General features: G+C 70.5%; 23 protein-coding genes. 8 read left to right on the top strand and 15 right to left on the bottom strand.

The features are described 5' to 3' along the window. From pflA to ABEA30_RS07420, 6 genes are all read left to right on the top strand, one after another. The coding region (gene pflA / locus ABEA30_RS07445) for a pyruvate formate-lyase-activating protein (protein WP_345581291.1) at positions 1-977 on the top strand (977 nt) is incomplete at its 5' end. Positions 978-1040: 63 nt separating this feature from the next. After that, positions 1041-1418, top strand: a complete 378-nt coding sequence (locus ABEA30_RS07440) for a YchJ family protein (RefSeq protein WP_345581288.1) — start codon at positions 1041-1043, stop codon at positions 1416-1418. Between the two features lie 62 nt (positions 1419-1480). Continuing rightward, on the top strand, positions 1481-2299 hold the full coding sequence (locus ABEA30_RS07435; protein WP_345581285.1) for an ABC transporter ATP-binding protein: 819 nt from the start codon (positions 1481-1483) through the stop codon (positions 2297-2299). Continuing rightward, positions 2296-2928 carry an ABC transporter permease gene (locus tag ABEA30_RS07430; RefSeq protein ID WP_345581282.1) on the top strand — a complete coding sequence of 211 codons (633 nt, stop codon included), beginning with the start codon at positions 2296-2298 and terminating at the stop codon, positions 2926-2928. The genes ABEA30_RS07435 and ABEA30_RS07430 overlap by 4 nt, the downstream gene beginning before the upstream one ends. Next, the gene (locus ABEA30_RS07425) at positions 2925-3590 is read left to right on the top strand and encodes an ABC transporter permease (protein ID WP_345581279.1); all 666 of its coding nucleotides are present in this window, start codon (positions 2925-2927) and stop codon (positions 3588-3590) included. The genes ABEA30_RS07430 and ABEA30_RS07425 overlap by 4 nt, the downstream gene beginning before the upstream one ends. A gap of 14 nt (positions 3591-3604) precedes the next feature. Next, complete coding sequence (locus ABEA30_RS07420; RefSeq protein WP_345581276.1) at positions 3605-4519, top strand: ABC transporter substrate-binding protein; 915 nt, start codon at positions 3605-3607, stop codon at positions 4517-4519. 77 nt (positions 4520-4596) lie between these two features. Here ABEA30_RS07420 and ABEA30_RS07415 read toward each other — a convergent pair whose 3' ends face one another. The 3 genes from ABEA30_RS07415 to ABEA30_RS07405 are packed head-to-tail and all read right to left on the bottom strand — an operon-like array spanning position 4597 to position 6949. Beyond that, entirely contained in the window at positions 4597-4911 is a 315-nt protein-coding gene (locus ABEA30_RS07415; protein ID WP_345581273.1) for a hypothetical protein, read from the bottom strand. 40 nt (positions 4912-4951) lie between these two features. Continuing rightward, entirely contained in the window at positions 4952-5887 is a 936-nt protein-coding gene (locus ABEA30_RS07410; protein WP_345581270.1) for a ribonuclease HI family protein, read from the bottom strand. A 45-nt stretch (positions 5888-5932) separates the two neighbouring features. Continuing rightward, positions 5933-6949, bottom strand: a complete 1017-nt coding sequence (locus tag ABEA30_RS07405; RefSeq protein ID WP_345581267.1) for a GNAT family N-acetyltransferase — start codon at positions 6947-6949, stop codon at positions 5933-5935. Between ABEA30_RS07405 and ABEA30_RS07400 the strand changes: the two genes are divergently transcribed. After that, positions 6910-9300 carry an ATP-binding cassette domain-containing protein gene (locus tag ABEA30_RS07400; RefSeq protein ID WP_386086332.1) on the top strand — a complete coding sequence of 797 codons (2391 nt, stop codon included), beginning with the start codon at positions 6910-6912 and terminating at the stop codon, positions 9298-9300. The two genes, ABEA30_RS07405 and ABEA30_RS07400, sit on opposite strands and share 40 nt — an antisense overlap. Positions 9301-9341: 41 nt before the next feature. Here the strand turns inward: ABEA30_RS07400 and ABEA30_RS07395 are convergent, their stop codons facing one another. From ABEA30_RS07395 to ABEA30_RS07375, 5 genes are all read right to left on the bottom strand, one after another. Then, entirely contained in the window at positions 9342-9887 is a 546-nt protein-coding gene (locus ABEA30_RS07395; RefSeq protein ID WP_345581261.1) for a DinB family protein, read from the bottom strand. 185 nt (positions 9888-10072) lie between these two features. Continuing rightward, positions 10073-10693: a response regulator transcription factor gene (locus ABEA30_RS07390; protein WP_345581258.1), complete on the bottom strand. Its 621-nt coding sequence runs from the start codon at positions 10691-10693 to the stop codon at positions 10073-10075. Continuing rightward, positions 10690-11904 (bottom strand): sensor histidine kinase, encoded by a 1215-nt coding sequence (locus ABEA30_RS07385; RefSeq protein ID WP_345581255.1) that lies wholly within the window; start codon positions 11902-11904, stop codon positions 10690-10692. Before ABEA30_RS07385 ends, ABEA30_RS07390 begins: the two co-directional genes overlap by 4 nt. Next, on the bottom strand, positions 11901-12347 hold the full coding sequence (locus tag ABEA30_RS07380; RefSeq protein WP_345581252.1) for a DUF2871 domain-containing protein: 447 nt from the start codon (positions 12345-12347) through the stop codon (positions 11901-11903). Before ABEA30_RS07380 ends, ABEA30_RS07385 begins: the two co-directional genes overlap by 4 nt. 62 nt (positions 12348-12409) lie before the next feature. Beyond that, a complete protein-coding gene (locus ABEA30_RS07375) occupies positions 12410-13486 on the bottom strand; it encodes an adenosine deaminase (protein WP_345581249.1) in 1077 nt (358 codons plus the stop codon). A 70-nt stretch (positions 13487-13556) separates the two neighbouring features. Between ABEA30_RS07375 and ABEA30_RS07370 the strand changes: the two genes are divergently transcribed. After that, positions 13557-14579: a hypothetical protein gene (locus ABEA30_RS07370; RefSeq protein WP_345581246.1), complete on the top strand. Its 1023-nt coding sequence runs from the start codon at positions 13557-13559 to the stop codon at positions 14577-14579. 8 nt (positions 14580-14587) lie between these two features. Here ABEA30_RS07370 and ABEA30_RS07365 read toward each other — a convergent pair whose 3' ends face one another. From ABEA30_RS07365 to ABEA30_RS07335, 7 genes are all read right to left on the bottom strand, one after another. Further along, positions 14588-14983: a cytidine deaminase gene (locus tag ABEA30_RS07365; RefSeq protein ID WP_345581243.1), complete on the bottom strand. Its 396-nt coding sequence runs from the start codon at positions 14981-14983 to the stop codon at positions 14588-14590. Next, complete coding sequence (locus ABEA30_RS07360) at positions 14983-16287, bottom strand: ABC transporter permease (RefSeq protein WP_345581240.1); 1305 nt, start codon at positions 16285-16287, stop codon at positions 14983-14985. Before ABEA30_RS07360 ends, ABEA30_RS07365 begins: the two co-directional genes overlap by 1 nt. Then, entirely contained in the window at positions 16284-17477 is a 1194-nt protein-coding gene (locus ABEA30_RS07355) for an ABC transporter permease (protein ID WP_345581237.1), read from the bottom strand. The genes ABEA30_RS07360 and ABEA30_RS07355 overlap by 4 nt, the downstream gene beginning before the upstream one ends. Further along, complete coding sequence (locus ABEA30_RS07350) at positions 17470-19023, bottom strand: ABC transporter ATP-binding protein (RefSeq protein ID WP_345581234.1); 1554 nt, start codon at positions 19021-19023, stop codon at positions 17470-17472. Before ABEA30_RS07350 ends, ABEA30_RS07355 begins: the two co-directional genes overlap by 8 nt. 104 nt (positions 19024-19127) lie before the next feature. Beyond that, a complete protein-coding gene (locus ABEA30_RS07345; RefSeq protein WP_345581231.1) occupies positions 19128-20291 on the bottom strand; it encodes a BMP family lipoprotein in 1164 nt (387 codons plus the stop codon). 136 nt (positions 20292-20427) lie between these two features. After that, entirely contained in the window at positions 20428-21639 is a 1212-nt protein-coding gene (locus ABEA30_RS07340; protein ID WP_345581228.1) for a phosphotransferase, read from the bottom strand. After that, positions 21632-22966: a hemolysin family protein gene (locus ABEA30_RS07335; RefSeq protein WP_345581225.1), complete on the bottom strand. Its 1335-nt coding sequence runs from the start codon at positions 22964-22966 to the stop codon at positions 21632-21634. The genes ABEA30_RS07340 and ABEA30_RS07335 overlap by 8 nt, the downstream gene beginning before the upstream one ends. Positions 22967-22973 lie beyond the last annotated feature (7 nt).

Here is a 22973-nt window from a genome sequence, read left to right as displayed (position 1 = left end):
CCCAGCCAGACACCCACAACACGTCCATCCACCCCACCCACCAGAACCGGTGGATCAAGGCTGAGCGTGGCGAGGCGACGAAGGAGCCAGCCACGACGAAGGGCCCCCGCAGCATGACTGAAACCTCAACCCGACTCCCCCTCGCCGACGTGCCGCGGCTGCGCGCGACCGCCGGCACCGCCGGCATCGCGTCGGCCGGGGAGATGACGCACTCCGAGCACATCGCCGCGGTCCGCGGCGGTGAGCTCGGCTCGGTGCATTCCTGGGAACTCGTGACGGCGGTCGACGGGCCCGGCACGCGGCTGACGGTCTTCCTGGCCGGCTGCCCGCTGCGCTGCCTCTACTGCCACAACCCGGACACGTACTTCACCAACAAGGGCGAGCCCGTCCTCGTCGACGACCTCGTGGCCAAGGTGCGCCGCTACCGCGGCGTGTTCCGCGCCACGGGCGGCGGCCTCACCCTGTCGGGCGGCGAGCCGCTGTTCCAGCCGGCCTTCGCCGGCCGGTTGCTGCGCGCCGCGAAGGAGATGGGCGTCCACACCGCGCTCGACACCTCGGGCTTCCTCGGCCGCAACGCCTCCGACGAGCTGCTCGACGACGTCGACCTGGTGCTGCTCGACATCAAGTCGGGCGACCCGGAGACCTACACCCGCACCACCGGGCGCGAACTGCAGCCGACGCTGGACTTCTCACGGCGCCTCGCCGAGCGTGGCAACACCATGTGGATCCGTTTCGTGCTGGTGCCGGGCCTGACCGACGACGTGGCCAACGTGGAGGCCGTCGCCGCGCACGTCGCGACGCTGGGCCCTGCCGTCGAACGTGTCGAGGTCCTGCCGTTCCACCAGATGGGCCGCGACAAGTGGGCCTCGCTCGGCATCCCGTACGAACTCGGCGACACCGAACCGCCGTCGAAGGACCTGGTGGAGCGCGTCATGGGGCAGTTCCGGGCGCACGGCCTGCCCACCTTCCGCGGCTGACCTCACATCGCCCGACCAGTTCCCCCGCGCCGGGCCCGGCGGCCAAGCCGTAGGGTGGGCGCCATGACCTCACCGCTGCCGTGCCCGTGCGACACCGGGAAACCCTACGAGCGCTGCTGCGGACGGTTTCACGGTGGCCGGCCGGCCCCGACCGCCGTGGCGCTCATGCGGTCGCGGTACTCGGCCTTCGCCCTGGGCCTTGGCGACTACCTGCTCGAGACGTGGCACCCGACGACGCGGCCGCCGTCGCTCGACCTCGACGCCACCACCCGATGGACGGGGCTCACCATCGAAGGCACCGAGGCGGGCCAGGCCTGGGACACCACCGGTGTGGTGCAGTTCGCTGCTGCCTGGTCCACTCCGGAGGGCGACGGCGTGCTGCGGGAGCGCAGCCGCTTCACCCTCGTCGACGGCCGGTGGTACTACGTCGACGGCGTGTGATCCGGAATGCAGGGCGAGGCCGCTCGAGCGCTGGCTAGTATCGAACCCATGGCCGGTGCCACGTGATCGAGTTCGAGCACGTCTCGAAGCACTACGGCGACTCCACCGTCGCCGTCGCGGACTTCAGCGCCCGCATCCCAGCGCACACCACCACCGTCCTGGTGGGCTCGTCGGGCTCCGGGAAGACCACGCTGCTGCGGATGGTCAACCGCATGGTGGAGCCCACCGGCGGACGCGTCCTGATCGACGGTGAGGACATCGCCGGCACGGACCCCGTGGCGTTGCGCCGCCGCATCGGCTACGTGATGCAGAGCGGCGGCCTCATGCCGCACCGCAGCGTGCTGGACAACATCGCCACCGTGCCGCGGCTGCTGGGCACCTCGCGCGCCGACGCCCACCGTCGCGCCGCGGACCTGATGGAACTGGTGGGCCTCGCTCCCACGCTCGCCAAGCGCTACCCGGCGCAACTGTCGGGCGGGCAGCAGCAACGCGTCGGCGTCGCGAGGGCACTGGCTGCCGACCCGAACATCCTGCTCATGGACGAGCCGTTCGCGGCGGTGGACCCCATCGTGCGCGCAGACCTCCAGGCCGAACTCGTCCGGCTGCAGGACGAGTTGGGCAAGACCATCGTGTTCGTCACGCACGACATGGACGAGGCGCTGCTGCTGGGTGACCAGATCATCATCCTGGAGGAGGGGGCACAGGTCGCGCAGCGCGGCACGGGCCCCGAGATCCTGGCCGCGCCCGCCAACGATTTCGTGGCCGGCTTCCTCGGGCTGCACCGCGGCACCCGCACGCTGCACGTACGCGACAACACGCAGGGCCGCATCGTGGTCGACGAACGGGGGCGGGCCGCCGGGCGGCTCGCGGAGGGCCCATGACCTGGCTGGGCAACAACCTCGAGTTGGTCTGGGCGCGCACGCTGGCGCACCTGGCGCTCGCGCTGCCCGCCATCGCGGCGAGCTTCCTGCTGGCGCTGCCCCTCGGTGGCCTCGCCGCGCGACACCGCCTGCTGCGCACCCCCATCGTGAGCGGCGCCGCCCTGATGTACGCCATCCCGTCGCTGCCGCTGTTCGTGGTGCTGCCCGCGCTGATCGGCACCGGCGTGCGCAGCAGCCTCAACGTCATCGTCGCGCTCACGCTGTACGGCCTGGCGCTCATGGTGCCGGCCGTCGCAGACGCCCTGCGCGCCGTTGCCCGCACCCACACAGACGCGGCGGACGCGCTGGGCTACCGGCCCGCCGCGCGATTCGTGGTCGTCGACCTGCCGCTGGCCGGCCCCACGCTGCTGGCGGGGCTGCGCGTGATGTCGGTCAGCACCGTGGCGCTCGTGACGGTGGGTGCCGTGTTGGGCGTGCCCAGCCTCGGGCTGCTGTTCACCGACGGTTTCCAGCGTGGCATCACCGCCGAGATCCTCACCGGGCTGGTGATGACGGTGGCGTTGGCGCTGGTCCTCGACGGTGCCTGGGTGCTGCTCGGCCGCCTCCTCATGCCGTGGCGGCACGCATGAACCACTTCCTCGACGCACTCGCGTGGCTCGCCGATCCCGCCCACCTGCTGGGTGCGGGCGGCATCGTGCACCGCGCGCTCGAGCACCTCGGGTACTCCGTGGCCGCCGTCGCCATCGCATGCGTGATCGCCGTCCCGTTGGGCTGGTTCGTCGGCCACACCGGCCGCCTGCGTGGGTTCACCGTCGCGACCACCGGCGCCGCTCGGGCGCTGCCGACGCTGGGTGTGCTGACGCTGGCAGGGTTGGCGTTCGGGGTGGGGCTCATCGGGCCCATGGTGGCCTTCGTGGTGTTGTCGGTGCCGTCGATCCTGGCCGGCGCCTACGCCGGCATCCAGGCCATCAGCCCCGCCACGCTCGACGCCGCGCGCGCCACCGGGCTCAGCCCGGCGCAGGTGCTGTGGCGGGTGGAGGTGCCGCTGGGGCTGCCCCTGTTGACCGGCGGCATCCGCTCCGCGATGCTGCAGGTCATCGCCACCGCCACGCTGGCCGCCTATGTAGGCGCCGGCGGCCTGGGCCGCCAACTGTTCCTGGGGCTGCGGACGCAGGACTACCCGCAGATGCTCGCAGCAGCGCTGGCCGTGATCCTGCTGGCCCTTATGGTCGACCTGTTGTTCGCCTGGCTGCAACGCCGGGCCACACCCCTGGGCCTGCGGGCCCGCTGACGGAAGGAACTCCCATGAAGCACGCACGCCTCACGTTCGTGGCGGCCGCTGCCGCCGTCGCGTTGGCCGGTTGTGGCGGCGGGGATCCGCTCGCGCCCGCCACCACCACCGAGGGTTCGGCGGCGGCGGGCGGCACGGTGGTGGTGGGCTCGCAGCAGTACTACTCCAACGAGATCATCGCCGAGTTGTACGCCCAGGTGTTGGAGGCCGAGGGCTACACCGTGGACAGGCAGTACCAGATCGGCCAGCGCGAGGCGTACCTCCCGGAGCTGGAGGCCGGCGAGATCGACGTGTTCCCCGAGTACACCGGCAACCTGCTGCAGTACCTCGACGGTGGGACGACGGCACGCACGGCGGATGAGGTCAACGCCGCCCTCGCCGAGGCCCTGCCCGAGGGCCTGCGGGTGCTGACACCCGCGGAGGCGACGGATCAGGACTCCTACACGGTGACCGCGGAGTTCGCCGAGGCCAACTCGCTGACCTCCATCGCGGACCTGGCCGACGTGGCGGAGCCACTGAAGATCGCCGCCAACTCGGAGTTCGCCACTCGGCCGTACGGCCCGGAGGGGGCGAAGGAGGTCTACGGCGTCACCATCGAGCTGCTCCCGGTCGAGGATTCCGGTGGGCCGTTGACCGTCCGCGCGCTGACGGACGGCACCGTGCAGGTGGCTGACATCTACACGGCGGATCCGGTCATCGCCACGGAGGGCCTCGTCGTGCTGGAGGACCCGGAGGGCCTCATCCTGCCGCAGCAGGTGGTGCCGGTCGTCTCCGACAAGGTCGACGACGCCGCAGCCGCGGCCATCGACGCGGTCAACGCGAAGCTCACGCCGGAGGCGCTGCGGGAGCTCAACGCCCGCAGCGTGGGAGAGCAGCTCGGCTCGGAGACCATCGCCTCCGATTGGCTCACCGACAACGGCCTGCTCTGATCCGGAGAACTCCCTCGTGGGCACCTCCCTGAGTGGCTCCACGCTGGGTACCCCCAGCGAGGGAGTTTCGTCCGCGCTCAGCCCAGGAACACTGCGGCGAGAAACGCCACGTACAGGCCCAGGGCGGCCAGCGCGAGTCCGTTGGAGACCTTGCTCCACCGGCCCCTGACGGCGGCCAGCCCGAAGGCCACCGCAAGGAGGGCCCAGGCGGCGGTGTGCCCCACCTCGACCAGAACGCCCCGCAGGCCGAAGGCGGGTGAGGCTCCCACGCCGTCGCCCAGCGTGAGGAAGATCACGGTCACGGTGAGGGCGGCCAGGCAGCCCACGGCGAACATCACCCTTCGGCTGCGCTGTACCGTCTCGGGGGCGGCCACCGGCTCATCTGCATTCATGCGCTGATCCTACGATCGGCCCGTGCCCGGATGGTCCGAGTCACGCCCCCGGTGCGGTGACCTGCGCGAAACGCAGGCGCCAGCCGCCGTCGGGTGTGTGCTGCCAGAGGGAGAAGCGCAGTCGGCTGAGGTCGTCGCCCTGCCGCCAGCGCACCCCGGCGACGCCGTCTGCGTAGGTGTCGATGCCGAGCACCTCGAACCGCGCGGAGGTGGGCTGCCACGCTCCGTGGGCCCTGTCGATGATCTGCCCGTCCATGGCATGCGCCACGAAGTCGGGGTGGAGCAGGGCGCCGAGGGCCCGGGCGTCGCCGCGCAGCTCGTCGTCCAGCAGTTCTCGGGTGAGGTGGACCAGCTTGGCCTTGACCCGCGGTGTCGCCGTGCCGGGCACGCTGGTTGAGCCGGACGGCGCCGCGTCGTCGTCGCGTGTCTGGACGCCCGCAGGCTCGAACGAGAACAGGTCGGGCTCGGGGTCGGTGGCCCCGATGGCGAACTCCTGCCCCCGCGCCCTGGGGGCCGCGGCCGGGAAACCCGGGCCCGGGTCGAACGGCACGCCCTGCTGGAACGCGAACGCAGCCGCCCGGGCGCGTTCGTCCGCGGCCTCGTTCATGGCGTGCCCGGCGTGCCCCTTGACCCACTCGAACTGCAGGGCGCGGCCTTGCATGGCGATGTCGAGCTCCTTCATGAGCTCGACGTTGAGCACCGGCTTGCCGTCGCCCTTCTTCCATCCGCGGCGCTTCCACCCGGGTAGCCACTTGGTGAGCGAGTTGATGACGTACTGCGAGTCGCACAGGATGCGCAGGGGCTCGTCGACGTGCGCCGTCGACTGCAGCAGGTCCAGCACCGCCATGAGCTCGCCCATGTTGTTGGTGCCGTGCGGCCAGCCTCCCGAGGCCCAGGCGTCGTCGCTGATGTACCAGGCCCAGCCCGCCGGGCCGGGGTTGGAGAGGGAGGAACCATCAGCGGCGGCAACAATCACGCCGGCCAGACTACCTCCGGAGCTGGGGCTGGGGCCTCGGGCGGCTCAAGCAACCGTGGGCGGGAACAGGTACGCGTAGGTGTGGTGCTCCACGAAGCCCTCCTTCGCGTAGAGTGAGCGGGCGACGGCGTTCTCCTCCCCCACCTGCAACGCGACGAAGCGGCATTCCACGGAGTCGACCAGCGCCCTCGTCATCGCCCGGCCCCACCCCGCGCCGCGCAGCGCCGGCACCACCTCGACGGAGGAGATGACCGCCCACGAACCCCAGAGCGCCACGCGCCCGACGGCGATGCCCGGGATCTGCGCGTAGCTCGCCGGCGCACTGGTCATCTCCGCCACCAGCCCCGCGTCGGCGCGGCCGCCGCGCCAGATCGACAACCACCCCTCGTCGGGTTCCGGCGACACCTTGACCTCGACGTGGTCGTACGGCAGGTCGTCGGCACGGGCCACCATCACGACGGTGGGGCCGCGCAGCTCGTACCCCTGGGCACGTGCCTGGTCGATGCAGCGGTCACCCATCACCACCTGCAGGATCGTGGGTTGGCCGCGCCATTCGTCGGCCAACTTGAGCGCCTCGGGGAACGGCAGGCCCGCGTCACCGCTGACGAGCGCCGAATTGGCGCGGCTGGTGCGGCCATGGCCGTCACGCAGCACCCAGCCACCCAGCCGGGCGCGCCGGACGCCGGGCCACGTGCGGTCGAGGATGCGCTGCAGGGCGTCGGGCGGCGAGGCCGGCAGCACGGTGCGCTCGGGCACGCGGCGGATGTTGCGCACCATCGAGCGTTGCAGCCACACGGCGGGCTTGTCCTCGGGGAGGATGACGAGGCGATCGTCGTCGGCCGCGACGAGGTGCCCGACGAGGTCCGAGGCTCTCCCCTCCTCGTCGAGGTGCCGCAACGAGATGCGCGGGGCGTCGACAGGAACCTCGATGATCATCTTGACACCGTACTTTACGCCCCGCTCCCTGCCCCGGGCTCCCACCGTGAGCAATTGGATGGGGTCGTGGCGCGACACGCCGAGGAATGCGCGCTTGGAGCCCCGTGACCCCATCCAGTCGCTCACGGAACGCGCCGCCAGCCCCGACGACAGCCCAAGCCCGAACGCTGGCCGCGGCCCCGACGGCGGGGCATACTTGCCCGGTGGCAGAGCATGATCAGATCAAGGTCCGCGGCGCGCGCGTCAACAACCTCAAGGACGTCTCCGTCGACGTCCCCAAGCGGCAACTGACGGTCTTCACGGGCGTGTCGGGCTCGGGCAAGTCGTCGCTGGTGTTCGGCACCATCGCCGCAGAGTCCCAGCGCCTGATCAACGAGACCTACCCCACCTTCGTCCAGGGCTTCATGGCGACGCCGGCCAGGCCCGACGTCGACCGCCTGGAGAACCTGTCCGCGGCCATCGTCGTGGACCAGGAACGCATGGGCGCCAACAGCCGCAGCACGGTGGGCACCGCCACCGACGTCAACGCACTCATGCGGCTGGTCTGGTCGCGCCTGGGCACGCCGGAGGTGGGCCCCAGCTTCTTCTTCTCGTTCAACACGCCGCAGGGCATGTGCCCCGCGTGCGAGGGCAACGGGAAGGTGTCGTCGGTGGACGAGTCGCTGCTGGTCGACGTCAGCCTCTCCCTCAACGACGGCGCCATCACCGTGCCGGGCTACGGCGTGGGCACCTGGCAGTGGAAGATGTACGGCGAGGACCCGGAACTCGACCCCGACAAGCCCGTCAAGGACTACTCCCCCACGGAACTCGAGCGCCTGATGTACGACCCCGGCACGCGCGTGAAGTTCCTCGGCATGAACACCACCCACGAGGGCCTGGTGGTGCGGGTGAAGCGCCAGTTCCTCAACCCCGAGAAGGAAGCCGGCCAGAAGCACATCCGCGACTTCGCCGAGCGCATCGGCACGTTCGTGCCCTGCGGCGAGTGCGGCGGCACCCGGCTCAACGAGGCGTCACGCTCCGCGGAGGTCGACGGCGTCACGCTGCCCGCGGCGCTGTCCTGGCAGGTCTCGGATCTGCGCGAATGGGTCCTGGCCCTGGCCGAGCGCGACACCTCGGCCAAGGCGCTGCCCGTGTTGAAGGCACTCGCCGCGCAACTGGGCTCGCTGGTCGAGGTGGGCCTGGGCTACCTCTCGCTGGACCGCGAATCCGGCACGCTCTCAGGTGGCGAGGCGCAGCGCGTGAAGATGGTGGGCCACCTCGGCTCGGCGCTCACGGACGTGACCTACGTCTTCGACGAGCCCACCGTCGGGCTCCACCCGCACGACATCGGGCGCATGATCGACCTGCTGCAGTCGCTGCGCGACAAGGGCAACACCGTGCTGGTCGTCGAGCACAAGCCCCAGGTGATCGAGCGGGCCGACCACATCGTCGACATCGGCCCGGGCGCGGGTTCCGACGGCGGCGAGATCGTCTACGTCGGCGACCTCGACGGCCTCAGGGCATCGGGTTCGCTGACCGGACGGCTGATGGACCACAAGCCCACGCTCCGCACGCACCGCCGCGCGCCGAAGGGCCGCCTGGAGATCCGCGGCGCCACCACGCACAACCTGCAGGACGTGGACGTCGACGTGCCGCTGGGCGTGTTGACGGTGGTCACGGGCGTGGCGGGCTCGGGCAAGTCGTCGCTGATCCACGGCTCGATCGCCTCGGGCGCCATGCACGCCGCCGGGGAGGTCCGCGTCGTCGACCAGAGCGCCATCCGCGGCTCCATCCGCTCCAACCCGGCCACCTACACCGGCCTGCTCGACCCGATCCGCAGCGCGTTCGCCAAGGCCAACAACGTCAAGCCCGCCCTGTTCTCGGCGAACTCCGCCGGCGCCTGCGAGAACTGCAAGGGCCTGGGCATCGTCTACACCGACCTCGGCATGATGGCCGGCGTGGCCAACACCTGCGAGGTGTGCGAGGGCCGACGGTTCACCGAGGAGGTCCTGCAGTACACGCTGCACGGGCTCAACATCGCCGAGGTGCTGGCCCTGCCCATCGCCAAGGCGGCGGAGGTGTTCACCACCGGCAACCCCAAGAAGATCCTCGACCGCCTCATGGCCGTGGGCCTGGGCTACCTGAGGCTCGGCCAGCCGCTGTCGACGCTGTCGGGCGGCGAACGGCAGCGCATCAAGCTCGCCATCCGGATGGCCGAGGGCGCCGGCGTCTACGTGCTCGACGAGCCCACCACCGGCCTGCACCTGGCCGACATCGAGGCCATGCTCGAGATGCTTCACGGCCTGGTGGACCACGGCAACTCGGTCATCGTCATCGAGCACTCACTGGCGGTGATGTCGCACGCCGACTGGATCATCGACATCGGCCCCGGCGCCGGCCACGACGGTGGGCACGTGGTGTTCGAGGGCACGCCCGAGGGCCTGATCGAGTCGGGCACGCTGACCGGCCAGCACCTGAAGGCTTACCTGGCGCCCTGAGCCGCCGGGCTATTACGCGGCGGCAGACTGTAATACGCCCGTCAGCCGGCGACGTCGTGCAGGTGGTGGACCAGGTCGTGGGCGAAGTACAGCCCCAGCGACTCCGCCGTGAACTGCGACCCGTTGCTGCGCAGCCCCGCCCAACCCCACTGGTCGCCCTGCGGCTCGGCCCAGGCCTTGGCGGCGGCCTCGGCGCGCTCGCGGATGAGCACCGCCGTCGCATGACCGTTGGCCTTCCAGTACTCCTTCTCGACGGCGGCGGCGTCCTGGTCCCAGTCGTCGAACTCGGCGCCCGCGCCCTCGCTGTCGAGGATGAGGCCCAGCCGCTGCGTCATCACCGACATCACGTCGGCCACGTGCTGGCCGTACTCGATGGGCGACCACGTCTGCGGCCACGGCCGCTCCTCCGCGCCCTTCCGCTCGACGGCGACCTCGAAGCGCTGGGCGGCGCCGAGGATGAGCTCCGGGAGGTCCGCCGTCGACACCGTCGCGGGATCGAAACCGCACTCCGGGCACTGCCGCCGCGTGACCCAGGTCCAGTCCTTGGCGTCGCCGACGGGGGCTTCAGGTGCGTTGGGCTCAGTCATGTCCCGACACTAGCGCCCGCCGGGAGCGGGCTCACTGCCCTTTCGCTGGTAGACGCGTCTGCTGATGGCGTACGCGGGACGGCGGGGTACCCCGCATCGCTGGACTTTCGCTACCTGGGACGGGGGGTGATGTGGATTATCCACATCACTCACTCTTTTCCCGTAGCGATAAATCCCGGCTGAGTTCAGTCGAGGAGGCCGTGGCGTCGCGCGGCGGCGACGGCGGCGGTGCGCGAGTCGGCGCCGAGCTTGGCGAACGCGTGCACCAGGTGCGTCTTGACGGTGCCCTCGGAGATGAACAACTGCTTGGCGATCTCGCGGTTGGTGCACCCCTCGGCCACCAGCCGCAGCACGTCCAGTTCCCGCGCACTGAGCGTGGGCACGCCCTGCGACATGCGCTCCACCACGCGGCTCTCCAGGTCGCTGGAGAGCACCAGCTTGCCGGCGGCGGCGTCCTCGATGCCCCGCACGATGTCCTCGGGCTGCGCGTCCTTGAGCAGGTAGCCAGCCGCACCGGCAAGCACGGCGCGGGCGATGTCGGAGTCGTTGTCGTAGGTGGTGAGGATGAGTACCGACGGCGGGTCGGGCAGGCGCCGGACGGCCTCGGTGATCCCGACGCCGTCGAGCCCCTCCCCCAGCCTGAGGTCGCACAGCACCACGTCGGGCGCGAGCTCGCCGACGAGGCGCAGCGCCTCCTCGCCGTTGGCGGCGGCGCCCACCACCTCGATGCCGGGCTCCTGCGTGAGCAGCGCCGCCACTCCGGACCGAACGACGGGGTGGTCGTCCACCAGCAGGACCGTGATCATGGGCCCACCTCCGTTGCCAGCACCAGCGGCAACCGCGCCGTCACGGCGGTGCCGCCGCCCGGCTCTGATTCCACGCTGATGACGCCGCCCAACTCGCCGATGCGTTCCCGCAGCGCCCGCAACCCGTAGCCGCCCGTGAGGGTCGCCTCCGCCGGATCAGCCGGGTCGAAGCCCACGCCGTCGTCGACGACGTCGAGGTGCACGTGGTCACCGGCCCTGGCCAGTTCCACCGCGATGCGCGTGGCGTTCGAGTGTTGGCGCACGTTGGCCAGCGCGTTCTGCGCGGCGCGCAGCAGGGCGACTTCCGTGGCCGTGGCCAGCCGCGGCAGTTCCGGGTCGACGGTGACCTGCCACTTCGCCCCGATGGCGTCGGCCACCTCGCCGGTGAGGCGCCGCAGCGGGGCCGCGAGCCCGCCCGCACCGGCGTCCTCGGGCGCCAGCGCGTAGACCACGCGGCGCGATTCCGCGAGGTTGGCGGCCGCCGTCGCCTCGATCTGCGCGATCAGTTCACGGGCCTGCCCGTCGCCCGCCTTCCGGCCGGCGGCGCGCGCGAGGAGCACGATGGACGAGAAGCCCTGCGCGAGGGTGTCGTGGATGTCGTGGGCGAGGCGGGTGCGTTCCGCCAGTTGGCCGGCCTCCCGCTGCAGGCGGGCGGTCTCGTCGTGGGCCCTCAGTACCTCGTCGAGGAGCCGACGGTGCTCTGAGGCCTCGTGTTCGAACTTCAGCACGCCGCGCGACAGGCCAACCGCAATGGCGGCACCGACGAGCGGGCCCATCAGCGAGCCGACGACCTCACTGCCGGCCATGGTGAGGGCCGTCACGATGACGGCGAGGGTGACGGCAGTCATCAGCAGCGCCGTCAGCAGCGGCAACACCGCCGCGCCGAGCAGCCACAGCGGGAACGCGATCCACAGGTAGGTCGGCGACAGCCACATCAGCACCGTCGACAGCACGAACAGCGCACCCACCCAGACGGTGCGGGCCACCTGACCCATCCGGTCCACCAGCTGCAGCCCGATGAGGAACACCAGCAACGTGACGACGGACAGTGGCCAGGTCAGCACCCCATGTGCGGCCCCGTCGGGCAGCACGCTCGCGATGATGAGCAGGCCGACGAACATCACCGCCTGGCCGAACCGCAACCACCAGGAAGCAGACCAGACCGGCGCGCTGAGCACGCCGGTCCGGTGTCGTCGAGCAGGGGTCGTCACGCACCCACGGTAGCCGCATCGCGCGCCTGCGCGGCGTCGACCTTCAGGGCCTTGCGGAGGATCAGGAAGAAGTACACCCAGGTGCCCGTCAGCAGCATGTGGCCGAGGCCGGCGAAGCCGGGCCACATGGCGGAGGTGGCGATGTCGAGCTCCAGCACCTGGAGCGTGCCCTTGACCACCATCGACCCGAACGTGAACGCGAGGCCGGTGTTGTAGAGGATGGTGAACAACTTGGCGGACTTCTCCGCGATGGGGAACACCTTGGCCAGCGCCAGGACGGCCAGGAAGACCAGGGTGCCCAGCGCCAGGGCGTGCGTGTGCGCGCCGGAGAGCATGGTGTCGCCGGTGAATTCGTTGATCTTGGTCATTTCGCGCCAGTAGAGGCCCGACGCGAGGCCGAGTGCGGTCCAGGTTCCGGCGGAGAGGAAGAGTCGATTCAGCATGCTTCCATCGTCGCCATTGGGCCGACGGCGGGCCTCCCGCAGGCATCCATCCTTCGGTGGAATCAGGCGCTGCGGGCCGCGGCGTAGGCCGGTTCGACGATGTCGGCGATGATGGCCTCGCGCTGGTCGTGCGGCAGGAACGCGGCACGCATGGCGCCCACCGTGGTGGCGCGCACGTCGTCGATCCCCCAGCCGAATGCCTCGACAAGCTTGAGGTACTCCCGCGACATGGTGGTGTCGCTCATCAGCCGGTTGTCGCAGTTGACGGTCACGTTGAACCCCAGCCGCAGCAACAGGTCGATCGGGTGGTCCTTCATCTCGGCGGCGATGCCCGTCTGGAGGTTCGACGACGGCGCCACCTCCAGCGGGATGCGCGCATCGCGCACGTAGGCGGCGAGCCGGCCGAACTCGACGGGGTCGCCGTCGATGCCGAGGTCCTCGACGATGCGCACGCCGTGCCCGAGCCGGTTGGCGCCGCACAGCTGCACGGCTTCCCAGATGGAGGGCGGGCCGAACGCCTCGCCGGCGTGGATGGTGAAGAACATGTTGTCGTGCTTGAGCAGCCGGAACGCGTCCTCGAACCGCGACGGCGGGAAGCCGTCCTCGGCGCCTGCGATGTCGAAGCCACACACGGAGTCGTCGCGGTGGTCGATGGCCAACTGGGCGATCTCGACGGTGGGGTCGTCCTGCCGCAGCGACGTGACGATCTGCTGCGCCACGATCGTGTGGCCGGCCTCCGCGGCCGCGCGCATGCCGGACGCCAGCCCGTCACGCACGGCCTCCACCGCGCGGTCGAGCGTGAGGCCCATCGCGAGGTGCTGCGCCGGAGCCCAGCGCGCCTCGGCGTACACGACGCCGTCCTCGGCCTGGTCCACGACGAACTCGTGCGCCACCCGCTCCAGCTGCTCCGCGGTCTGCATCGCGGCGACGGTGTGGGCGAAGGTCTCCAGGTAGCGCACCAGCGAGCCGGAGTCCGCCGCGTCGAAGAACCAGCGCCGCAGCGCGTCCGGATCCGTGGTGGGCAGCGTGTGCCCGTTGGCGGCGCAGTGATCGATGACCGTCTGCGGCCTCAGCCCCCCGTCGAGGTGATCGTGGAGGGCCACCTTGGGCAGTGCGCGCAGGTCGTCGAGGGTGAGCATGGCCCTCAGGGTACCGGCCGCCGTCGGACTCCGCAGCAGCCGTGGTCCCGATCCGTGGCAAGCTGTTTCAATGGCTCCGCTCACCAGACGCGCGCTCATCGCCGGCACCACGGCAGGCGGGTTCGCCCTTGCCACCGGCTGCACCGGGGCCGGGCCGACTCCCACGCCCTCAGGCTCCGCAGCAGCCTCCACGACGGCGGCCCCGAGCAGCGCGGCACCCTCGCCGTCGCCCTCGCCGGCCGCCGTGTCGCCGTCGCCCAGCCCGTCGAGTCCGTCGCCGAGCCCTCGGATCGCGCAGCTCCCGGGCGGCGGCACGGTCCCGTTCCCGGGCCGGCGCATGGTCGCCCTCTACGGCCACCCCACCGCCCCCGTCCTCGGCATGCTCGGGGAGCAGGCACCCGCCCAGGCCGTGGCGCGGGTCCACGCGCTCGTCGCCCAGTACCAGGAGCTGCTGCCCGACGAGAAGGTCATCGGGGCGTTCGAGATCATCGCCACCGTCGCGTCGGCCGGACGCACGGCGGACGGGTCGTACTCCAACCGCACGCCCATCGAGACGATCATGCCGTGGATCGAGGCGGCCGAGGCCAACGACATCTACGTCGTCATCGACCTCCAGCCCGGGCGTCTGGACTTCCTCACGCAGGCGAAGGAGTACGAAGCACTCCTCAAGCGGCCATGGGTGGGGCTCGCGCTGGACCCCGAGTGGCGGCTGAAGCCCAACCAGGTGCACCTGCGCCAGATCGGGCAGGTCGACATCGCCGAGGTCAACGCCGTCGGCACCTGGCTGGCAGACCTCGTCAAGGCCAACGACCTGCCCACCAAGGCGTTGGTGCTGCACCAGTTCCAGCCCCGCATGATCGTCGGGCGCGACCAGCTCGACACCTCCCGGCCGGAGATCCAGTACGTGATCCACGCCGACGGCCAGGGCGGGCAGCCCGCGAAGCAGGCCACGTGGCAGGCGCTGCTGAAGGACCTACCGCAAAACGTCTTCCTCGGCTGGAAGAACTTCGAGGACGAGGACCTGCCCATGCTCACGCCCGCGCAGACCGTGGCGCAGGTCACCCCGCTCCCCCACCTGGTCTCCTACCAGTAGGCCCAGCGTCACGCCAAGTTGTCGGGGCCGAAGGCCTGCGGCAGCATGTCCGCCAGCGTCACGATGCCGGCCGGCGTCTCCATGACGAGCTCGGGGCCGCCGTGTTCGAACAGCAGCTGACGGCAACGCCCGCACGGCGTGATCACCTCGGGCTCTGCCTCACCGCCGACGCAGGTGAACGCCACCAGGCGCCCACCGCCGCCCGCCACGAGGTCTGAGATCAGCCCGCACTCGGCGCACAACACCACGCCGTACGCCGCGTTCTCCACGTTGCAGCCGCTGACCACGCGCCCGTCGTCGACGAGCGCCGCCGCCCCCACCCGGAACCTCGAGTACGGGGCGTAGGCGCGCGCCATCACGGTGGCAGCGGTGGCGCGCAGCGCCTCCCAGTCGACGTCGGCCATCAGTGGCTCTTGACGAAGTGCGCGCCGTCGGCGGCGGGTGCGCGCACCCGCCCGACGAGGCCGGCGACCGCGATGATCGTGGCCAGGTACGGCAGCATCTCGATGAAGTCGCTGGGGATGGGCAGCTGCATCAGCTTGGTGTTCTGCGCCAGCGCCCGGGCGAAGCCGAAGAACAGCGCCACGAACGCGCCGAGCACCGGGTGCCAGCGGCCCATGATCACCGCAGCGAGCGCGATGAAGCCGTTGCCCGCCGTCGGATTGTTGTCCTGGAACGCGCCCACGGAGCCGATCGTGAAGTACGCGCCACCGATGCCGGCGAACACGCCACCGAGCAGCACGGCGCTGGCCTTGGTCCAGATCACGTTGATGCCGACGGTGTCCGCGGCGTGCGGGTGTTCACCGACGGAACGCACCCGCAGCCCCCACTTGGTGCGGAACAGCAGGAACCACACCAGCGGCACCGCGAGGAACGCGATGTAGGTCAGCGGCCGCTGCGTGAACAGGATGGGGCCGATGAACGGGATGTCGCCGAGCACCGGGATCTCGATGGGCAGCATGGGCCGCACGTTGCTGTAGGTGCCCGTGTCCTTGGACACCAACTGCTGGAAGATGAAGCCGGTCAGGCCGGTGGCGAGCACGTTGATGACGACGCCGATGATCACGTGGTCCACGAGGTAGCGCAGGGTGAACAGCGCCAGCACCCCGGCCATCATGAGCCCGGCGAGTGCCGCTGCGAACAGGGCCGCCACGAACGACTGCGTCATGCTGTAGGTCAGCGACGCCGCGAACGCGGCCGTCAGGAACATGCCCTCGATGGCGATGTTGACCACGCCGGCCCGCTCCGCCAGCACGCCGCCGAGCACGCCGAAGAACAGCGGCGTGGAGTACTCCAGCGTCAGGTTGAGCTGGCTGGTCAGCGTGAACGGCAGCGGCGAGCTGGCCGCGGCCCACACCAGGAACCCGACGACGATGCCCAGGCCGGCGACGACCGCCGCCACCGTGCGGAGGCGGCCGTTGAGCTTGCCGCTGAGGTAGCCGACGCCCGCCCCGAGCACGAGGATGGCGGCGATCAACACCGTCGCGGTGCCGGGGAGCTCCAGCGTGGGCAGCTTCACCTCGGCGAACGCGTCGGACAGCGCGATGAGGCCCGACTTGTCGACGGTGAACGCCATGATGAGCAGCGCCACGCCGAGCACCGTGATGAGGGTGCCGGTCGAGAGGCGGGAGGCCTTCGCCTCGGGCGACTCGACCTTCTTGACCAAGCGGAGGTCGCCGTCGGGGATGGGCAGGGTCCGGGTGCTCATGCTTCTGCCACCTTCGCGACGGGGACGTTGCGGCGCTTGACCTTGCGCTCCTTCAGGAACGGCAGCAGCCACGCGACGAACGCGGGAGCGGCCACGAAGAGCACGACGAGCGCCTGGATGAGGTCTGTCAGCTTGTCGGGCGTGTTGGCCATGGTGACCATGGTGCGGCGGGACGCCTTGAGCGCGCCGAACAGCAGGCCCGCGAGCACCGTGCCCAGCGGCCGCGAGCGGCCCAGCAGCGCCACGGTGATGGCGTCGAAGCCGAGCGTGCCGATGATGGTGCCCGTCATCTGCGTGGGCGTGCCGGTCAACAGCTCCGGCGCGGTCACGGCCTGCACGCCGGCCAGGCCCGCGAGGCCGCCGGCGAGCGCCATCGTCAGGATCGTGACCCTGGAGACGCTGGCGCCGGAGGTGGCTGCGGCGTAGGGGTTGAGGCCCACTGCCTTGAGGTGGATGCCGAACTTGGTGCGCTCCAGCAGCCACCAGCAGAGGATGGCGGCCGCGACCGCCAGGAAGAATCCCAGGTGCAGGCGGGTGCCGGCGAGGCGCGGCATCGTCGCGGTCCATTCGAGGACCGGCGAGATGGGGTCTGCCCGGCCGGGCGCCTGGAAGGCGGGCTGCAGCATGAGGAACGCCAGGAACGAGCCGGCGATGTAGTTCATCATGATGGTCACGATGACCTCGTGCGCGCCGGTCTTGGCCTTCAGCACGCCGACGATGCCGCCCCAGATGGCGCCGGCCACGATGCCGACGGTCAACGCCAGCGGCAGGTGGATGAAGATGGGCAGGCCCTTGATGGTGAAGCCGATGTAGGCGGCGGTGAGCGCACCCATCATCGCCTGGCCCTGGGCGCCGATGTTGAACAGCCCGGCGCGGAAGGCGACGGCGACGCCCAGGCCGGCGCAGATCAGCGGAGCCGCCTCCGCCGTCGTGTTCGTGATGGCCACCCACGAGCCCATGGAGCCGACCCACATGGCGTAGTACGTGGCGGCGATCTTGTCCCACGACGCGATCAGCGCGTCGCTGGGCCGCGAGAAGAAGTAGCCCCACGTGGCGGCGACCTCGGCGTCCGACACCACCATGACGATGGAGCCGACGATGAACGCCAGGATCAGGGCGGCCACCGTGATGATGGTGGAGGTGACCCACGAGGGGCGGGGTGCCTTCACCTTCGCCGCTGTCTCACTCATTGACCGACTCCTTGGTGGTGGCGAGGGCGTCTTCGTGGCTGATGCCGGCCATCATGAGGCCGAGCACGTCACGCGGGGTGTCGGGCGGCACGATGCCGACGATCTGGCCGCGGTACATCACCGCGATCCGGTCCGCGAGCGACTCGACCTCCTCCAGTTCCGTCGACACGATCAGCACGGCGGTGCCACGGTCCCGCTCCTCGACGATGCGGGTGTGCAGGAACTCGATGGCGCCGACGTCGACGCCGCGGGTGGGCTGGCTGGCCAGCAGCAGCGACAGCGGCCGCGACAGTTCCCGCGCGAGTACCACCTTCTGCTGGTTGCCGCCGGACAGCGACCGCACGGGCTGCGTGTGCGAGCCGGAGCGGATGTCGAACTCCTCGATGCGGGCGACGGCGTTGTCGGCGATCTTCTTCAGCTGCAGCGAGCCGCCGCGGGAGAACTCGTCGAGGTTGTTGAGCACGAGGTTCTCGGCGATCGAGAACTCGCCGACGAACCCGTCGCGGTGCCGGTCCTCCGGCACGTAGCCGAGGCCGGCCTTGATGGTCTTGGCGGGCTTGGCGCGCGTGATGTCGACACCGTCGAGCGTCACGTGCCCGCTCAACGGGGTCATGGTGCCCAGCAGCGCCTCGGCGAACTCGGTCTGGCCGTTGCCCTGGACGCCCGCGATGCAGACGATCTCGCCGCCGCGGACCTCGAGGCTGAGGTGGTCGACGGCGACCTGGCCCGACGGGGCGGCCACCGTGAGGTCCTGGACGACGAGGCGCGGCCCACCGGGTTCGGCAGGCCTCTTCTCGACCTTCAGCGACACGGAGCGGCCCACCATCATCGAGGCCAGTTCTGCCTCGGAGGCGTTCGGCTCCGCCTGGCCGACGACCTTGCCGCGGCGGATGACGGTGATGTCATCGGCGACCTGGCGCACCTCGCGCAGCTTGTGGGTGATGAACACGATGGCCCGGCCCTCGTCGCGCAGGGCCTTCATCACGAGCATCAGCTCGTCGATCTCCTGCGGGGTGAGCACCGCCGTCGGCTCGTCGAAGATGAGGTAGCGCGCGCCGCCGGCCAGCGCCTTGAGGATCTCCACCCGCTGCTGGATGCCGACGGGGAGGTCCTCGACGAGCGCGTCGGGGTCGACGTCGAGCTTGTAGCGGGCGCTGAGCTCGCGCACGGTCTTGCGCGCCGAGTTGATGTCGAGCAGGCCGGCGGAGCCGGGTTCGCGGCCGAGCACCATGTTCTCGGCGACGGTGAACACGGGGATGAGCATGAAGTGCTGGTGCACCATGCCGATGCCACGGGCCATGGCCTGCTTCGGATTGGTGAGGTTGAGGACCTCATCGCCCAGTCGGATCTCACCCTCGTCGGGCTCCAGGAGGCCGAACAGGATGTTCATCAGCGTCGACTTGCCCGCGCCGTTCTCCCCGAGCAGGCAGTGGATGCGCCCGGGTGTGATGTCGACGGTGATGGCGTCGTTGGCCGTCAACGATCCGAATCGTTTGGTGATGCTGTCCAGCGTCAGCGTCGGTGCCTTCGCGGTGGTGACTGTCACGTCGGAGTTCCTCCCTCGCCTGTGTGGCGTGGTTGGTAGCGTAGCGAAAGAAAGGGGGAGGGACGCGCCGTTGCGCCCCTCCCCCTGCGTCATCTCAGCCGAGCTCAGGGCTGGCTGGGCGAGGTGATCTCGATCTCGCCGCTGATGATGCCTTCCTTGACCTGCTCGACCTCGGCCTTCAGCTCCTCGGGGATCTTGGAGTCGAAGTCGTGGTACTCGGACAGCAGCACGCCACCGTTCTCCAGGGTGCCGACGTACGGCTCGGAGGTGAAGGTGCCGTCGAGGGCCGACTTGATGGCCTCGAACACCGCGACGTCCATGCCCTTCTCGACGGAGGTCATGATGACCGGGCCGTACTCGGGGGCCGACTCGAAGCCGTCGGAGTCAACCCAGATGGCGTTGACCTTGCCGCCGGATTCCTGGGCGGCCTGGAGGGCACCGATGCCGGCGGGGCCGGCGACGGGGAGCAGGATGTCCGCGCCCTGGGCGATCAGCGTGTTGGCGGTGTTCTTGCCGCCGGGGATGTCACCGAACGGGTTGTTGCCGCCGATGAACTGGCCGTCCTGCTTGGCCTCGTCCCAACCGATGACCTTGACGTCTGCGCCCTTTTCCTGGTTGTAGTGGTTGACGCCCTCGTGGAAGCCGTCCATGAAGATCGACACGGTCGGGTAGTTGGCGCCGCCGAAGGTGCCGACGGTGCCGGTCTGGCTCATGCCGGCGGCCAGGTAGCCGGCCATGAAGGCGGGCTGCGCAGCGTTGAACAGCAGGCCCTTGGCGTTGTCGACGCCCTCGAAGGAGCCGTAGTCGACGATCGCGAACTTGGTCTCGGGGTTCTGCTTGGCGGCGGCCTCGGTGGCGTTGGCCAGGGCGAAGCCGACCGTGATCACGATGTCACAGTTGGCGTCGATCATGGCCTGCACGTTGCCGGCGTACTCGGACTCCGCGTTGGACTCGATCTGGTTGGTGGTGATGCCGAGTTCTTCCTTGGCGCGCATCATGCCGTTGTGCGCCGTCTCGTTGAAGGACTTGTCTTCGAAGCCACCGGCGTCGGAGACCATGCAGGCGCTGAAGTCAGCGGCGGCGGTGTCGGTGGATTCCGAGGCGGCGGGGCTGGTCTCACCAGCGGTCGGGCTCTCCTCCGTGGTGGTCTCCACCGCGGCGGTGGTCTCCCCGCCGGGGGTGGTGGTGGCGGGCGGCTCGGCACAGCCGGCGAGCGCGAGGGCGCTGGCCGCGGCAACCGAGACGATGCTGAACAGGGACTTCGTCACGAAGATCCTCCTTGGGTCCATACGTTTCTCAGGGCTTGCTAGACAATACCGCGCCTGTCGTGGCGGGATTTGGCGGCGCGTTGATCGTTATAGATACGCAACAAATTCGTCTGTCGGGCCCCCTGGAGGGTCCTGCTCAGACGACCTGTCGCACCAGCGCTCCGGCGGAGCGGATCATCTGCAGGGTCTGCTGCCGCCAGTCGACCTCCTGGCTGCGGTACGGGCCGGTGGCCAGCGAGATGATCACCGCTGCGGCGCGCAGCCGCAGCTCGACGGGGTCGACCCGCCGGTCGAACACCGGCACCCAGCGGGCCAACAGGTCACGCACCTTGGCCTCCTGCTCGGCGTTCATCCGCTGGATCGTCGACAGGTGCCCGATCAGGCAGGCCAGGTCGTCGGCGCGGCGGCCGGGGCCGATGGTGTCGACGTCGAGGATGCCGACGATCCGTCCCCCGGTGACGCGCAACTGGCCCTCGTGGAAGTCGCCGTGGGTGGGCTCGTCGCCCTGCGGGTACCTTGCCAGCCGGGTGCTGATCTCGTCCGCCATCCAGGCCAACTCGTCGGCCGCGTCGGGCAGCGTGGCCGACACCATGCGCGAGTAGTGGCCGACGGCGTCGGCCCAGGGCGCGCGACGCTCGAGCTGCGCGACGGCCGGGGGCATGGCGTCGAGGATGCCGATGAGGTCCTCCGCGGTGCAGGGGTCCCCGGGCTCGAACAGCGCACGGGCCAGCGACATGCCGGGAAGTTCCCGCGTCACCAGGAGGTGTTCCGGCGTGGCCAGCGCCACCTCGGGCGCGGGGATGCCGGCGTCGCGCAGCATGGTGTGCTTGCCGAGCACGTCGGCGAACAGGCGCTCGCGCAGCACCTTGACGTAGAACACCTCCGACGGGTCGTTGACGACCACCTTCACCACCGCCCGTCGACGCGGGCGGTAGCCGATCATGGACAGCGACAGCTGGGCGCCGGTCACCGGGCGGGCCAGCACTCCCCCGGAGTTGAGGGCGTCGGCCATCCGCTCGGGGAAAGCCGCCGTCGGCAGGCCCACGAGGTCGGGGTCGTTCGGGTAGAGCCACACGGCGACGCGGCGGTTGCCGTCGTCGAAGATCTCCGCGCGGGCGTCGGATGCGGACAGTTCGCCGGTGCGGGCGCTGACTCCCAGCAGTTCGGTGCGCTCACCGTGCGGCCAGCGGATCCTCGCCAGGTAGGTGGCGGTCGTCGAATGCTCGGGCGCGGCGTCCACGTGGTCGAGCGACCAGCTCAGCAGGCTGCCACCCTGGTGTTCGACGGCGGCGCGCAGCAGCGGCTCGACGCGCGGGCTGGTCAGCAGCCGCATGCCGTCGTCAGGCATCCGCGTCCCCCTCCGGCTCCGCGGTGGCGGCGGCCTCGCGGCGCAGCGTGAACCAGGCGGCGCGTCGGCCGTCGAGCTCGCGCACCTCGAGCGTGTACCACGCGGGCCGGGCGCCGTGCGCGTCCGCGACGGGGTCGAGGCGCACGGTGATGAGGCCACCGAGCACCGGCACCTTCCCGACCACCGACATGTAGTAGCCGGCCACCGTGTCATAGGGGCCCTCGGGGATGACGTGGCCGGTGAGTTCGGCGAACTCCTCGATGGTGGTGAGCCCGTCGACGTCGTTGACCTCACGCGCCCCGTTGCCGGTGGCGACGTCGTACTCGTCGGTGATGTCGCCGATGAGCTCCTCGAACAGGTCCTCCAGCGTGACGATGCCGGCGGTGCCGCCGTACTCGTCGCGCACGACGGCGAGGTGGGCGCCGCGGCTGCGCATGGCGGTCATGGCGGTGAGGATCTTGACGGTCTCCGGCAGGAACAGCACCTCGCGCGCCAGCGTGCGCACGTTGCCGGCGCGGGCGGCGCCCTCGACGTCCATCAGGTCGCGCACGTGGATGAAGCCGACGATGCGGTCCGACGAGCCGTCGGTGACCGGGTAGCGCGAATGCGGTGCGCCGCGGACCTCGCGGTAGGCCAGCGAGATCGGCATGTCGGCGGGCAGGAAGTCGACCTCGGTGCGCGGCACCATGACCTCACGCAGGCTGAGTTCGCCGGCGTCGAAGAGTTCGTCGACGATGCCGCGCTCCTCGACGCCGAGGCTCGAGGAGCTGATCACCATGGCCCTGAGTTCCTCGTCGGTGACCGCGTCCTTGGAGAGGTTGGGGTCTCCGCCGAGCACCCGCACCAGGAAGTTGGTGCTGATGTCGAGCAGCCAGATCACCGGGCGGGTGATCGTCGCGATCCCCGACACCAGCGGCGCGAGCGCGAGGGAGAAGGTTTCGGAGCGCTGCATCGCCAGGCGCTTGGCGGTGAGCTCTCCGACGACGATGGAGAAGTAGGCGATGACCACCGTCGTGACCACCAGCGACAGCGGCGCGGCGACGTTCGGGGGCACTCCCCAGCCGACCAGGACGGGCACCAGGCGGGCACCGATCGTGGCGCCGCCGAAGGCCGCCGAGAGCATCCCCGAGATCGTGACGCCGATCTGCACGGCCGACAGGAACAGGTTGGGGTTGCTGGTGAGCCGCGCGACGGCGCGGCCCCGCTTTCCCTTCACGGACAGGTGGCGGATCTGCGATTCCCGCAGCGTCACCAGCGCCATCTCGGCGGCCGCGAAGACGCCGCCGACGAGGATGAACAGGCCGATGAGGGCGATGTCGCCTAACACGGGGACG

The sequence above is a fragment of the Tessaracoccus lubricantis genome (genome assembly GCF_039544535.1).
Lineage (GTDB): Bacteria > Actinomycetota > Actinomycetes > Propionibacteriales > Propionibacteriaceae > Arachnia > Arachnia lubricantis.
The sequence above is the reverse complement of the archived record's forward strand: the minus strand, read 5'-3'. Positions and strand labels throughout refer to the sequence as shown.

Coding starts and splice junctions, on each gene's coding strand:
- ABEA30_RS07440 (WP_345581288.1), top strand. CDS start 1,041: ATGACCTCACCGCTGCCGTGCCCGTGCGACACCGGGAAACCCTACGAG.
- ABEA30_RS07430 (WP_345581282.1), top strand. CDS start 2,296: ATGACCTGGCTGGGCAACAACCTCGAGTTGGTCTGGGCGCGCACGCTG.
- ABEA30_RS07425 (WP_345581279.1), top strand. CDS start 2,925: ATGAACCACTTCCTCGACGCACTCGCGTGGCTCGCCGATCCCGCCCAC.
- ABEA30_RS07420 (WP_345581276.1), top strand. CDS start 3,605: ATGAAGCACGCACGCCTCACGTTCGTGGCGGCCGCTGCCGCCGTCGCG.
- ABEA30_RS07415 (WP_345581273.1), bottom strand. CDS start 4,911: ATGAATGCAGATGAGCCGGTGGCCGCCCCCGAGACGGTACAGCGCAGC.
- ABEA30_RS07400 (WP_386086332.1), top strand. CDS start 6,910: ATGCGCGCTTGGAGCCCCGTGACCCCATCCAGTCGCTCACGGAACGCG.
- ABEA30_RS07395 (WP_345581261.1), bottom strand. CDS start 9,887: ATGACTGAGCCCAACGCACCTGAAGCCCCCGTCGGCGACGCCAAGGAC.
- ABEA30_RS07390 (WP_345581258.1), bottom strand. CDS start 10,693: ATGATCACGGTCCTGCTGGTGGACGACCACCCCGTCGTTCGGTCCGGA.
- ABEA30_RS07380 (WP_345581252.1), bottom strand. CDS start 12,347: ATGCTGAATCGACTCTTCCTCTCCGCCGGAACCTGGACCGCACTCGGC.
- ABEA30_RS07375 (WP_345581249.1), bottom strand. CDS start 13,486: ATGCTCACCCTCGACGACCTGCGCGCACTGCCCAAGGTGGCCCTCCAC.
- ABEA30_RS07370 (WP_345581246.1), top strand. CDS start 13,557: ATGGCTCCGCTCACCAGACGCGCGCTCATCGCCGGCACCACGGCAGGC.
- ABEA30_RS07365 (WP_345581243.1), bottom strand. CDS start 14,983: ATGGCCGACGTCGACTGGGAGGCGCTGCGCGCCACCGCTGCCACCGTG.
- ABEA30_RS07360 (WP_345581240.1), bottom strand. CDS start 16,287: ATGAGCACCCGGACCCTGCCCATCCCCGACGGCGACCTCCGCTTGGTC.
- ABEA30_RS07355 (WP_345581237.1), bottom strand. CDS start 17,477: ATGAGTGAGACAGCGGCGAAGGTGAAGGCACCCCGCCCCTCGTGGGTC.
- ABEA30_RS07340 (WP_345581228.1), bottom strand. CDS start 21,639: ATGCCTGACGACGGCATGCGGCTGCTGACCAGCCCGCGCGTCGAGCCG.